General features: G+C 60.4%; 12 protein-coding genes. 6 read left to right on the top strand and 6 right to left on the bottom strand.

The features are described 5' to 3' along the window. The first annotated feature begins 30 nt into the window (after nucleotides 1–30). The 4 genes from AABM55_RS23155 to AABM55_RS23140 all read left to right on the top strand — a co-directional run bounded on the left by AABM55_RS23155 (nucleotide 31) and on the right by AABM55_RS23140 (nucleotide 4,177). Nucleotides 31–1,134, top strand: coding sequence for an ABC transporter substrate-binding protein (locus AABM55_RS23155; protein WP_054593758.1), 1,104 nt, complete (start codon nucleotides 31–33; stop codon nucleotides 1,132–1,134). Nucleotides 1,135–1,352: 218 nt separating this feature from the next. Next, nucleotides 1,353–2,261: an ABC transporter permease gene (locus tag AABM55_RS23150; protein WP_347927867.1), complete on the top strand. Its 909-nt coding sequence runs from the start codon at nucleotides 1,353–1,355 to the stop codon at nucleotides 2,259–2,261. Continuing rightward, nucleotides 2,258–3,106, top strand: a complete 849-nt coding sequence (locus tag AABM55_RS23145) for an ABC transporter permease (RefSeq protein ID WP_347927866.1) — start codon at nucleotides 2,258–2,260, stop codon at nucleotides 3,104–3,106. The genes AABM55_RS23150 and AABM55_RS23145 overlap by 4 nt, the downstream gene beginning before the upstream one ends. A 15-nt stretch (nucleotides 3,107–3,121) precedes the next feature. Further along, nucleotides 3,122–4,177: an ABC transporter ATP-binding protein gene (locus AABM55_RS23140; protein ID WP_347927865.1), complete on the top strand. Its 1,056-nt coding sequence runs from the start codon at nucleotides 3,122–3,124 to the stop codon at nucleotides 4,175–4,177. A gap of 181 nt (nucleotides 4,178–4,358) precedes the next feature. Here AABM55_RS23140 and AABM55_RS23135 read toward each other — a convergent pair whose 3' ends face one another. After that, on the bottom strand, nucleotides 4,359–5,288 hold the full coding sequence (locus AABM55_RS23135) for an AraC family transcriptional regulator (protein WP_347927864.1): 930 nt from the start codon (nucleotides 5,286–5,288) through the stop codon (nucleotides 4,359–4,361). Nucleotides 5,289–5,623: 335 nt separating this feature from the next. Between AABM55_RS23135 and AABM55_RS23130 the strand changes: the two genes are divergently transcribed. Both AABM55_RS23130 and AABM55_RS23125 read left to right on the top strand, forming a co-directional pair. After that, nucleotides 5,624–5,989, top strand: a complete 366-nt coding sequence (locus AABM55_RS23130; RefSeq protein WP_054593753.1) for a putative quinol monooxygenase — start codon at nucleotides 5,624–5,626, stop codon at nucleotides 5,987–5,989. Between the two features lie 9 nt (nucleotides 5,990–5,998). Then, nucleotides 5,999–6,262 (top strand): hypothetical protein, encoded by a 264-nt coding sequence (locus AABM55_RS23125; RefSeq protein WP_054593752.1) that lies wholly within the window; start codon nucleotides 5,999–6,001, stop codon nucleotides 6,260–6,262. 9 nt (nucleotides 6,263–6,271) lie between these two features. Here AABM55_RS23125 and AABM55_RS23120 read toward each other — a convergent pair whose 3' ends face one another. From AABM55_RS23120 to AABM55_RS23100, 5 genes are all read right to left on the bottom strand, one after another. Further along, a complete protein-coding gene (locus AABM55_RS23120; protein WP_347927863.1) occupies nucleotides 6,272–6,904 on the bottom strand; it encodes a flavin reductase family protein in 633 nt (210 codons plus the stop codon). A 144-nt stretch (nucleotides 6,905–7,048) separates the two neighbouring features. Next, on the bottom strand, nucleotides 7,049–7,336 hold the full coding sequence (locus AABM55_RS23115) for a hypothetical protein (protein WP_103315054.1): 288 nt from the start codon (nucleotides 7,334–7,336) through the stop codon (nucleotides 7,049–7,051). A 451-nt stretch (nucleotides 7,337–7,787) separates the two neighbouring features. After that, the gene (locus AABM55_RS23110) at nucleotides 7,788–9,107 is read right to left on the bottom strand and encodes an MFS transporter (protein WP_347927862.1); all 1,320 of its coding nucleotides are present in this window, start codon (nucleotides 9,105–9,107) and stop codon (nucleotides 7,788–7,790) included. Nucleotides 9,108–9,313: 206 nt separating this feature from the next. Then, a complete protein-coding gene (locus tag AABM55_RS23105) occupies nucleotides 9,314–10,639 on the bottom strand; it encodes a sigma-54 dependent transcriptional regulator (protein ID WP_347927861.1) in 1,326 nt (441 codons plus the stop codon). Further along, the gene (locus AABM55_RS23100) at nucleotides 10,633–12,399 is read right to left on the bottom strand and encodes an ATP-binding protein (RefSeq protein ID WP_347927860.1); all 1,767 of its coding nucleotides are present in this window, start codon (nucleotides 12,397–12,399) and stop codon (nucleotides 10,633–10,635) included. Before AABM55_RS23100 ends, AABM55_RS23105 begins: the two co-directional genes overlap by 7 nt. Nucleotides 12,400–12,478: the final 79 nt, after the last annotated feature.

The following is a 12,478-nucleotide window of genomic DNA, read 5'->3' as shown; positions in this document are numbered from 1 at the left end:
TCATACCTACAACAATAAAGGGAGTCCTTCATGGGCGATCATGATCTGAACAGAAGACAATTCATCAAGACCGTAGGTGTTGCATCGGTTGCGGCGGCGGCCATGAGCATGCCGTTCATCCGCGCCAACGCCAGTGACACACGTTTTCAGGGCAAGACCCTGCGGCTGTTGACCTGGTCCGATGACACCGGGCTTGCGGCGCTGCGTAACATCGCCGCGACCTTTGAAGCCAAGACCGGCGCCAAGGTCATCGCGGACCGTACCGGCAGTACTTCGGAAATGGTCGCCAAACTGAAGGCCGGTGGTGATCGCCCGCAATACGACGTCATCACCCTGGCTGGCGTCGGCGCTGAAGGCCTGGCCGCTGCCGGGTTGCTGGAAAAGCCGGACCTGAACCGCATTCCCAACCTGATCGACGTACCGGAGAAATACCGCACCGGGGCCAACGGTCACGGCATCGGTTACCTGCTCTGGTGCAACAGCCTCGTCTACAGCAGCCGCACTCAGAAAGAAGCCCCGGACAGCTATGCGGCCCTGTGGGACGCGGATCTGGCGCCGAACATCTTCCTGCCGCCGCCGAACTGGACCGAGGCCATGGACCTGATCATCATCGCCGCCAAACTGGCCGGTGGTGACGAACACAACATCGAACCCGGCTTCAAGAAACTCGCCGAGCTCAAGAGCCGCGTGGTGACCCTGGGTGAGAACCCGAACCAGATCGCCGAACTGTTCCGCACCGGCTCCCTGGACATGGGTGGGTTGTACGCTCCTGCATTCTTCCCGAAACAGATCCGCGATCCGAACTACGGTCTGAGTGCAACCTTTGGCATGAAGGAAGGTTTCTACACCGACCTGATGCAGTCGGTCATGCCGAAGAACCGTCCGGGCGATACCGACCTGGCCTATGCCTTCATCAACCACTCACTCGATCCGCTGGTGCAGGGCAAGATGGCCGAAGACATCTATAACGGCCCGGTCAACGCCAAGGCAATCATCTCTGCCGAAGCGCGCAAGAGCCCGTACATCCTGACGCCGGAGCAGATTGCCGAGAAGGCGATCATGCACGACAACGCCTTCCTGGCGACTGTGCATGACCAATGGATTCGTCGCTACACGGAAATCTTCTCTTCCTGACGTCTGCCGCCTGGAGATCCATTGTGGCGAGGGAGCTTGCTCCCGCCGGCCGTTCCGCGCTCGGGCGCAGCAGTCGTGAACCGGTAGATGCGGTGTGTCGGAAAAACACCGGTTGGCAGGTTCTGGGGTCGCTTCGCGGCCCAGCGGGAGCAAGCTCCCTCGCCACGGTTTCTTGTACGGCTCCAGGTTTTTTGCCTTCCATTGACGAGACCATTGCTATGGAACACCAACCTCTGACCCAAACGGTCAGCCCCGTTGCCGTACGCCCGAACTTCGGCGTTTCGCCGACGACGCGCGCCTGGTTATTTCTTTCGCCATCGATGCTGTTTCTCGGTGTGCTGATTGCCGCCAGCCTGCTGGTGTTGCGCATGAGCGTGGGCACCAAAGGCGCGGAATGGAGCGGTTTCAGCCTCGCCAGTTATGCCCAGCTGCTGGAACCCTATTACCTCAAATCCCTGCTGCTGACCTTGCGCCTGGCATTGATCAGCGCGGTGATTGCCGTACTGCTGGCGATCCCGGTGGCGTACACCATGTCGCGCCTGACCTCGCCGTTGCTGCGTCGAGTGTTTCTGGCCGCCGTGCTGTTGCCGTTGCTGGTCAACCTGTTGCTACAAAGCTACGGCTGGCTGGTGATCCTGGGACCTGGCGGGATGCTCAATCAGGCGCTGATGGGCCTGGGCCTGATCAAGCGTCCTATCATGCTGCTGTACAACCAGAACGGCGTATTGATGGGCCTGGTACAAACCGCTTTCCCGTTGGCCGTGCTGCCGATTGCCAGCGCCATGCGCGGCGTTGCCCGCACTTACGAGGAAGCCGCGGCGACCTTGGGCGCGAGCCGCTTGAAGGTGTTTTTCCAGGTGGTGCTGCCGATGAGCATGCCGGGAATCATCACCGGCGCGACCCTGGTATTCGCCTATAACGCCAGCAGCTTCGTGGTGCCCTTGCTGCTCGGCGGTCGGCGCGTGCCGATGCTTGCGGTGATGGTGCATGACCAGATCGCCCCGCTGATGAACTGGCCGGCCGCCTCCGCGGCGGGTGTGGTGCTGATCGTCACCACGCTGGCCATCATGACCTTGTCCGAATACATCACTGGCCGTCGTCGGCGCATGCTGGAGGCTTCGCAATGAGCACGTTGAGCAAGAAGCGCCTGTCGCTGTTGCCAGGCGATACCGGTAAATTTGCCGGGATCCTTTCAGGCGTCATCCTGTTTCTGGCGGTGTTGCCGATCCTGACCATGATTGTCATGTCGTTCAGTGGTTCTTCGAACCTCGACTTCCCACCCAGCAGTTACAGCCTGCAATGGTACAAGGCCGCCTGGCATACCTTCGCGTCCCCGGACGCCAGCGATGTGCTGAGCCTGGGCAAAGCCATGACCACCAGCCTGATGGTGTCGTTCATGGCCATGATCTTCGCGACCCTCGTTGCGGTGCCGGCAGCTTATGCACTGACCCGCCTGGAGTTTCGTGGCAAAGCCATTGCACTGCAATTGATGTCGCTGCCGTTGGTGTTCCCGATGGTGGTACTGGGCCTGGCGTTGTTGCTGGTGTTCGACAGCCTGCCGTTCCAGATGACGGTGTCGCGACTAGTGATTGCCCACGTGATCCTGGCCTTGCCGTTCGTGGTGAAAAACTGCACGGCGGCGATGCTGTCCATCGGCAGCGAAGTCGAAGAGGCCGCACAAATGCTCGGCGCTTCGCCGATGCGGGCGATTGTCGATGTGGTGGTGCCGTTGATGAAGTCGGGGATCCTTGCCGGGATGCTGCTGGCGTTCATTGTCTCGTTCAACGAGTTCACCGTGACGTACTTCCTCTACACCATCGATGTCATGACCGTGCCGATCTGGATGTTCAGCCGCACCGTGTCGTCGTTGGACCCAACCGTATTCTCGTTTGCCGTGCTGATCGTGCTGATCGACTTCGTCCTGATCTGGGCGTTGGAGAAGCTAGTCGGCGAAGGTGGCGTCTCGTTCTGATTCTTGAGGTGAAGCATGACTGGTTTAATTCTGGAAAACGTCGAGAAACGCTACGGCACGGCGTGTGCGGTGAAGGACGTCAATCTGCACCTGCCTGAGGGCAAGCTGGTGTGTTTTCTCGGCCCTTCGGGCTGTGGCAAAACCACCTTGCTGCGGATGATTGCCGGCCTGGAAACCCTTTCCGATGGCGAGATTCGTCTGGACGGTGAAGACATCGGCAACACACCGGCGCACCTGCGCAACTTTGGCATGGTGTTTCAGTCGCTGGCGCTGTTCCCGCACATGACGGTCGGCGAGAACATCGCCTATCCGCTGAAACTGCGTGGCGTGAGCAAGGCCGATCAGCAGGCGCGGGTCACTGAATTGCTGCAACTGATTCAGTTGCAAGAAATGATTGATCGTCCGGTGTCGAAACTCTCCGGTGGTCAGCGTCAGCGCGTGGCGATTGCCCGGGCGATTGCCTCACACCCGAAAATCCTCCTGCTCGACGAACCGCTGTCGGCCCTCGATGCCAAGCTGCGCGAATCGATGCAAGTGGAGATTCGTCAGCTTCAGCAACGCCTCAACATCACCACCATCATGGTCACCCACGACCAGCGCGAAGCCATGACCATGGCGGACATCGTGGTGGTGTTGGGGCAGAATCGGGTGCAGCAGGTCGGCACGCCGATCGAGATCTACCGGCATCCGGCCAACGAGTTCGTCGCCGACTTTATCGGCTCGGGGAACATTTTTCCGGCCACCGCATTGGGTGACGGTAAAGTCGGTTTGCCCGGTGGCGATGCGCTTCAGGTGCCGATTTGCAGCAGCATCGTGGTCGGTGAAAAGGTCAAGATGCTGGTGCGTCCGGAAGACCTCCAGCTGTCGCACCCACAGGCAACCGCCGGTAATCGCTTGCTGGGCAGGGTGACGTTCGTGCGCGATATCGGCGCGACCATCGAAACCACGGTCGAGTGTTCCGGGGTGACGCTGACAGCCTTGAGCACGCCATGCCAGGGCATCGGCCTGAGCATCGGCAACCCGGTGTCGGTGACCATTCCATCCGAAGCCTGCCGCGTACTCGCCGCCTAAGTTACGATGCCGATCACTGTGGCGAGGGAGCTTGCTCCCGCCGGCCGGTCCGCGCTCGGGCGAAGCAGTCGTAACCCAGCAAACGAGTTTTGCCTGACACAACCCGATTGCCGAGGTTGGGCCCGCTACGCAGGCCAGCGGGAGCAAGCTCCCTCGCCACAATAAGCATTCTGCAACCGCTTCAAACCGTCATCCGCAACCGCGCCAGATCCCGCAACGGCGGCGCGCCAAACAGCCGGCTGTACTCGCGGCTGAACTGCGAGGGGCTTTCATAGCCCACGCGGTAACCTGCCGCCGAGGCATCGATGCCTTCGGCGAGCATCAAGCGCCGCGCCTCTTGCAGGCGCAGTTGCTTCTGATACTGCAGTGGGCTCATGGCCGTCATCGCCTTGAAGCGATGGTGCAGGGTCGACACACTCAGGTTCACTTCCTTGGCCAACTCATCAATGCGCAACGGCTGCTCGTAGTTACCGTTGAGCCATTTGATCGCCTGGCCGATGCGATGGCTCTGGCTGTTGGCGACGGCAATCTCATACAGCCGATGGCCTTGGGGGCTGCGCAACAAGCGATAGAGAATTTCCCGACGAATCAGCGGCGCGAGCATCGCGATGTCTTTCGGGGTGTCGAGCAAGCGCGCCAGGCGCAGCACGGCATCGAGCATCGGTTGATCCAGTTGTTCGACATACAGGCCGCGCCCGGCAGGGCGGGTTGGCACGCCGATGGGGCCGGCGTCGGCGATCAATGCGGTGATTTCCGCCGGGTCGATATCCAGGCGCAAGGCCAGGATCGGTTCTTGCGGCGAGACATCGACCACCCGTCCACTGAGCGGCATCGAGACCGAGACCACCAAATAGTTGAGCGGGTCGTAGTTGAAGACGTCGTCGGCCAGCCGAACTTCCTTGCGCCCCTGGGCCATGATGCACAGCGCCGGTTGCGCGAGCACCGGGGCAAAGTCGTGGGACTGGCTGTGACGCGACAAAAACAACGAGCCGATGGCGGTCGCGTAGCTGCCATCCTCGCAGGTATTGCGACGAATGATTGCCGAGAGCTCCACACGCTGTTTTTCCATGTTGGCATCCAGCGGGGCGTGAGTGGAATCCAGAGATGGCATGCAAAACATCCTCGGCAAGGAGATGGGATGAGCACAGCTTAAATTTGTGCAAGTCCGGGTGGTAGGCAAATCCTGCGCAAAACTTGCCTGATCCTGCTGTGTGGTCGGATTCAGCATAGAGAACGTAAACAGAACGCGGGAAAACTTGCTTGAAACCCCTTTGTCACATTCCAGGATCAGCGCTTGCCATGGCACGGCGATAACGCTGTTTGCGTGCAGGATTGTGCAATAAGCCGGCAGGAATCGACTAACGGGCCTAGCGCCTGTCGCTTAATCTCTGTCCCTGTCGCAGCTTCTCTCAGGCTGCCGATCGTCTACATCAGGGAGAGTCGAACATGTCCACGCAGATCCCCGTCAGCCATATGGCTTTTGTCCGTGCCCGCGCAGGCCGCTCGATGGAGTTGGGCGCGCGTTTGAGCAGCCTGATCGAACCGTCGCGTCAGGCCAGCGGTTGCCTGCACTTTGCCTTGCAGCATTCGTTGTGCGATCCCGAACTGTGGCTGGTGTCCGGTTTTTGGGTCGACCAGCAGGCCATGACCGCCTATTTCGGCACCCCGGCCATGCAGATCTTTGCCGAGTTGGTGCAAGAGTTGGTGGTCAATAGCCTGGATTTTCACACCTTCAGCGAAGTCTCGGCGGCTCAGGCACACGGCGAATATCCGCAGTTGAACAGTGCCTCACTACAGCAGTTGGCCAGCTGACGGTTTAGAATGGCCGACTTTCCATTGGCCAGGATCCGCGACATGGCACGTAAAGAGTTTGCACAGTTCGAAGCTGTTTCCGCCGTAGTACCGGGTGAAGGAGGCTACAGCGCCGCCATCGCCGTCAAAGCCCTGGGTGGCTCAGGCGCCCCGCGCTTTCACAAAATCCTCGATGAACAGAAATTCAAGACCGCCTTCGAAGCCGATCAGGCTGCCGAGCAGAAGCTTGAGCAGTTGACCGACGTCGCTGAAGACGGCGAACTGGTCTGGTAACGATTTGACCTATGCCTTGGTGGCCCCCGGGCGGAACATCTTGAACAAGGCCTCAGGCCCCAGCTGGAAATAATCCGCCGGCCCACCGCCGCGCAGAATCGGTTCTGCCGCGGCGGTGTCGTACACCCCATCCTTGAGCAGCCACTTGGCAATATGCACGGCGACCACTTCGCCGAGGATCAGCCAGCTCGGCACCACTTCTTTATCCGCACGTTGCAACTGAATGATCTGCGTGACCTTGCACTCGAAGGACACCGGGCTTTCAGCGACGCGTGGCACCTGAATGATTTTCGAGGCTGCCGGCGTCAGCCCGGCCAGTGCGAATTCGTTGACGTCGGCCGGGACCGTCGCGCAGCTCTGGTTCATCTGCTCGGCCAACGGACGGGTGGCCAGGTTCCAGGCGAATTCGCCGGTCTGCTCGATGTTGTTCAGGCTGTCTTTACGGCCGACGCTTGAGAACCCGATGATCGGCGGAATGTAGTTGAACGCGTTGAAAAAACTGTACGGCGCCAGGTTCAGTCGACCTTCGGCATCCTGCGAGGAAATCCAGCCGATAGGCCGCGGGCCGACGATGGCGTTGAATGGGTCGTGGGGCAGGCCATGGCCCAGGGCAGGTTCGTAGTAGTGAATATCATCAGACATGGCGGGCTCTTGTGCAGACGTAAAGGTGAAGGTTGCCATAGTGCAAGTCATTGAGGGTGAGTGCCACTCTCGCAGCGCCGGGTTTTCACTGTCCCAGAAACAACTAAGCCCGGCCAAAGCCGGGCTGTGAAGTCTGCCCAAGGTTTAGCTGATAGCGGCGGCAGTACCGGTGCGATCAAAACCGTCGGCGGCGATAGCGTCAGCGGTACCGGTGTGATCAAAACCATCAGACGCGACTTTGGCCGAGCCAGTGCGATCGAAGCCATCAGCGGCGAAAGACGCCGAGCCTGTGTGATCGTAACCATCAGCCGCGACAGCGGCCGAACGTTCAGCGGTGAAAGCGCCAGAACCGGTGCGGTCATAACCGTCGGCGGCGAAGGTGTTGGCGGCCAGTACGGAGAGGGTCAGAGCGAGGATCAGTTGGGTTTTCATGATGTGTACTCCAGGTGTGTTTGCGTGTTGTGCGTTGGGTATGGAGCTCATACTACGCAAAAAAATTTGATTAAAAAGCGCAAATAAATGCTAAAAACAATCGATTAAGTAGATATTAAGGTCGTCGCAGAATGTTCCAGACCACTGCTTCGAGGCCTGCATTGTGTATACGCACGAGACGTCGATATGGATTCAAGCGGCGACAGAACAAGAGTGTCGGCAGGGCATTAACGGATCGTTATCGGTTCGTCGCGGGTGTGGCGGGGGGATTGGTGGTGTGCAGAACAAGTACGCGAGTCGTGGGGCTGCCGAGTTGTCTTAAGCGTCCTGTGATGATCGTTCCCACGCAGGAGCGTGAGAACGATCACTCAACAGGCCGCCTGTCAGATCGCTATCGCGGGCAAGCCTGGCTCCCACAAAGGCCTTGCACCTTTGTGGGATTTTTTGCCGGTCAGTCAGTCTCGATCCGCGAGTGTTTGCGGGTGTCCTTCATGGTTACGTACACCAGCAACGACACCGCGATGCAGGCGGTGACATACCAGTAGTAACCGGTTTCCATGCCAATGCTCTTGAACCACAGGGCGATGTATTCAGCGGTACCGCCGAAGATCGACACGGTCAGCGCATACGGCAGGCCGACGCCCAGCGCGCGGATTTCGGTGGGGAACAGCTCGGCTTTGACCACCGCGTTGATCGAGGTGTAGCCGCTGACGATGATCAACGCCGCCATGATCAGGAAGAACGCGCCCCACCAGGTCTGGATGGTGTGCAGAGTGGTGAGGATCGGCACGGTGAACAGCGTGCCGAGAATGCCGAAGGCAATCAGGATCGGCCGCCGCCCGACTTTATCCGAGAGGCCGCCGATGATTGGTTGCAGGCACATGAACAGGAACAGCGTGGCCGCCGAAATGGTGGTGGAGTCGGAGATGCTCATGCCGACCGTGTTCACCAGGTATTTCTGCATGTAGGTGGTGTAGGTGTAGAAGGCCAGGGTGCCGCCCATGGTCAGGCCGACCACGGTCATCAGTTCCTTGGGATGACGCAGCAGGGTGCGCATCGCGCTTTCTTTGGACTTCTCTTTCTTGGTGAACGACTCGGTTTCTTCCATCCCGCGACGCAGGTACAACGCGACGATGGCACACAATGCGCCGATGCCGAACGGAATACGCCAGCCCCAGTCGTACAGTTGTTCGGTGGTCAGGGTTTGCTGCAGCACGATCAGCACGCCCAGGGCGATGAGCTGGCCGGAGATCAGTGTGACGTACTGGAAGCTCGAGAAGAAGCCGCGACGTTCCTTGGTCGCCATCTCGCTCAAATAGGTGGCCGAGGTGCCGTACTCGCCGCCGACCGACAGGCCCTGCAGCAAACGGGCGAACACCAACAGAATCGGTGCGCCGACGCCGATGGTTTCATAACCCGGGCTCAAGGCGATGATCAGCGAGCCGAAGCACATCAGGTACACCGACGCCATCAACGCCGCTTTACGCCCGGCGCGGTCGGCATACAGGCCCATCAGCCAGCCGCCGATCGGACGCATCAGAAAGCCCACGGCGAAAATCGCAGCGGTGTTCAGCAGTTGGGCGGTGGTGTCGCCTTTGGGGAAAAAGGCTTTGGCGAAGTACAGCGAGAAGGCGGCGTAGACATACCAGTCGTACCACTCGACCATATTGCCGACAGAACCGCTGAAGATCGATTTGATGCGGCTGGCCGTGGTCTTTTCTTTGGCAGGCACAGCGGCCGACCCAAGAGGCAGGGTTTGTGAGTTATCCATGACGGATCCTTCATTTAATTGTTTTTGTGGAGCGCGCGTAAACGCAGCCTGCGAGGGCTATAGCAGGAGCTGTGCCAAGGGGGAGAGGGCCGGTTTAGAGGGGGTTACGGGAATGAGTGAGCGGAAATCCGCTTATGGTGAATAGGGTGATGAGCAAAAAACCGCCTACGCATGATCATTCCCACGCTCTGCGTGGGAATGATTGATTACAGGAACATCTCTCGGCTCAGCCCATGCCGCTGCATCTTTTCATTGAAGGTCCGACGCGGCAGTTGCAGTTCTTCCAGCACGGCTTTGATATCGCCCTTGTGCCGGGTCAGTGCGGCGCGCAGGCAGTGGGCTTCGAAGGCTTCCTGCTGGGCGGCGAGGGACTGGCCGGGTTCGATGCCGACCGGTTCCGGCTCGCCCAGGCCCAGCACCTGGCGCTCGGCGACGTTCGCCAGTTCGCGCACGTTGCCCGGCCAGTCGTGGCTCAGCAATCGACTCAACTGCGGGCCGCTCAGAGGCGGGAAGCTGCGCCCCAGCCGCTGGGCGGCGGCGTGAGCAAAGTGTTCGAACAACAACGGAATGTCCTCACGCCGTTCGCGCAACGGCGGCAGGCGCAACTCCGCAACGTTCAGTCGATACGCCAGGTCTTCGCGGAAACGCCCGGCGCGGGCTTCATCCAGCAGGTCGGGTTTGGTTGCGGCAATGATCCGCAGGTCCACGTGAATGCTCTGGTTGGAGCCCAGTCGTTCGAGCTTTTGCTCCTGCAACACGCGCAGCAATTTGACCTGCTGAGCCAGCGGCATGCTTTCGATTTCATCGAGGAACAAAGTGCCGCCATCGGCGTATTCAAGCTTGCCGATACGTTTGCCCTGAGCGCCGGTGAAGGCACCGCTTTCATGACCGAACAACTCGGCTTCGAACAACTGTTCGGGGATCGCCGCACAGTTCAGCGCTACGAACGGCTTGTTGGCGCGCGGACCAAAATCATGCAGGCAACGGGCGACCAGCTCTTTGCCGCTGCCGGTTTCGCCGCGAATCAGCACGTTCACCGGCAGCGCCGCGAGGTCCAGCACTTGCCGACGCAGGGTCTGCAAACCACGGGAAACCCCGAGCAGGCTGGCGTCGAGTTTGCTGCGGTTATCGGCCTGTTCGTGCAGGGCACGGTTTTCCAGTACCAGTCGACGTTTGTCGAGCGCCCGGCGCAGGCTGCTGAGCAAGGTTTCCGGGCTGAAGGGTTTTTCGAGGAAGTCGTAGGCACCATCGCGCATGGCTTCAACCGCCATCGGCACATCGCCGTGGCCGGTCAGCAGGATCACCGGCAAATCGGCGTCCCGCTGTTGCAGCCGGGCCAGCAGTTCCAGGCCGGTCATGCCGGGCATCCGCACATCGCTGAGGATCACCCCGGGAAAATTTGCCGGCAGTTGCGCCAGGCATTCATCGGCGCGGCTGAACAGTTTGACCTCGAACCCCGAGAGGCTCAGCCACTGTTCGACGGCATCACGAATACTGCTCTCATCGTCGACCACGATCACCGAGTTCAACATTGAATGTGCGTCTCCAGATCGATGGGCAAGGTGAGGGTGAAGACGGCGCCGTCGCCGTGATTGTCGGCGCTCAGGCGACCGCCGAGTTCATGCACGATGGCGAACGATACCGCCAGCCCGAGGCCCAGGCCGTCACCCACCGGTTTGGTGGTGAAGAACGGATCGAAGACCTTCGGCAGATCCTGCGGCGCAATACCGCCACCGCTGTCGGCGACGGTCAGGCGCCATAGCTGTTCATCGGCTTCAAGGCGGATTTCCAGACGCTTGAGTGGTTTGTCACGCATCGCATCGAGGGCGTTGCGCAGCAGATTGATCAGCACCTGTTCCAGGCGAATCGCATCGCCGCGAACCCAGGCCGGGCGACTCATGTGCAAAACCCGGTCGATCTGTTCATCGCGCAGTCGAGCGTCAAGTAACTGCAAGGATTGATCGACCACCGCCGCCAGGTCCAGACGCTCGCGTAAACCGCTGGGGCTTTTGCGCGCGAACGTCTTGAGATGACCGGTGAGGGCGGCCATGCGTGTCAGCATCTCATCCACCGGCCTCAGCGCTTTATACGCGTCGTCGACCCGGCCATGATCGAGCAGCAGGCGCAAGGTCGCCAGCTGCGTGCGCTGGGCGGTGAGTGGCTGGTTGATTTCATGGGCCAGGGCCGCCGACATTTGCCCCAGCGCCGCGAGTTTGGCCGATTGCACCAGACCGTCCTGAGCGGTGCGCAGCTCGCGAGTGCGCTCTTCAACCAGGCGTTCAAGCTCTTCGCGGCTGCGCTGGCGCAACCTGGCCAGACGCCAACGCTGGCTGAGGAACAACAGTAAAAACACCAGCGTCAGCCACACGCCGGCAGCGGCCAGCCCGGCGTTACGCAAATCTTCGAAGGCTACCTGCGGGCGCCGCAACAGATGCAAGGTCCAGCCTTCGGTGCTCAAGGGCAGCGATTCCCAGAGGTAATCCGCTGTGCCGTCGGGGCCGTCGACGCGGGCCAGATAACTGTTCTCGTCAAAGCGCCGAATCGGTTGATGGTCGAGCGGGGTCAGTGGTTGCTTGTCGTATTGGCGGGTGGTTTTGAGCTCGGCGCGATCAGTGTCCGACAGCGTGCCCAGCAAGCGATAGCGCCATCCCGGCTGATTGGCGATAAACACTATGCCCCGCGCATCGCTGACCAGCAGGGTGTCGCTGCCCTGACGCCATTCGCGTTCCAGTTCCGGAAACTCGAGTTTCACCACCATGGCACCGAGAAACTCGCCGTTATCGCCCTTCACCGCACTGGACAGAAAATACCCGGGAATTCCACTGGTCACGCCCACCGCGTAAAAGCGCCCGGCGCCCTGGCTGCGGGTCTGGCTGAAATAAGGGCGGAAGCCGTAGTTGTGGCCGACGTAACTGCTGGGCAAGCGCCAATTGCTGGCGGCCACGGCCAGGCCCGTGTGATCCAGCAGTTCCAGGGTGGACGACTGGGCCGTGCCGTTGATCTTCTCCAGTTTGCGGTTCAGCGCATCCTGTTGATCAGCACTCACCGGGCCATTGAGTGCGGCGCGCAGTTCCGGGTCTAGCGCCAGCACCGCGGGCAGGGTGCGGTAACGTTCGATCAAGGTGTGCAGGGAATTGGCGTACAGCGCCAGTTGCTGATTGGCGCGGGCGGCATCGTCCACCTGGGCCTGGCGTTCGGCGTGGCGCATGGCCAGGGCGGCGGCGAGGGCGGCGCCAGCGAGGATCAGTAAGGTGTAGAGCGTCAACCTGGATGCGCGAGAGATCAGAGGCATGCGGTCGGGAATGGGCAGTCATCGGGATCGGCACCATAGCACGCCGTTGCCGAGTATCAGTAATAGTCTCACGTACGTT

Origin of the sequence: Pseudomonas helvetica, from assembly GCF_039908645.1 — a bacterium.
Classification (GTDB): Bacteria; Pseudomonadota; Gammaproteobacteria; order Pseudomonadales; family Pseudomonadaceae; genus Aquipseudomonas; species Aquipseudomonas helvetica.
The sequence above is the reverse complement of the archived record's forward strand: the minus strand, read 5'-3'. Positions and strand labels throughout refer to the sequence as shown.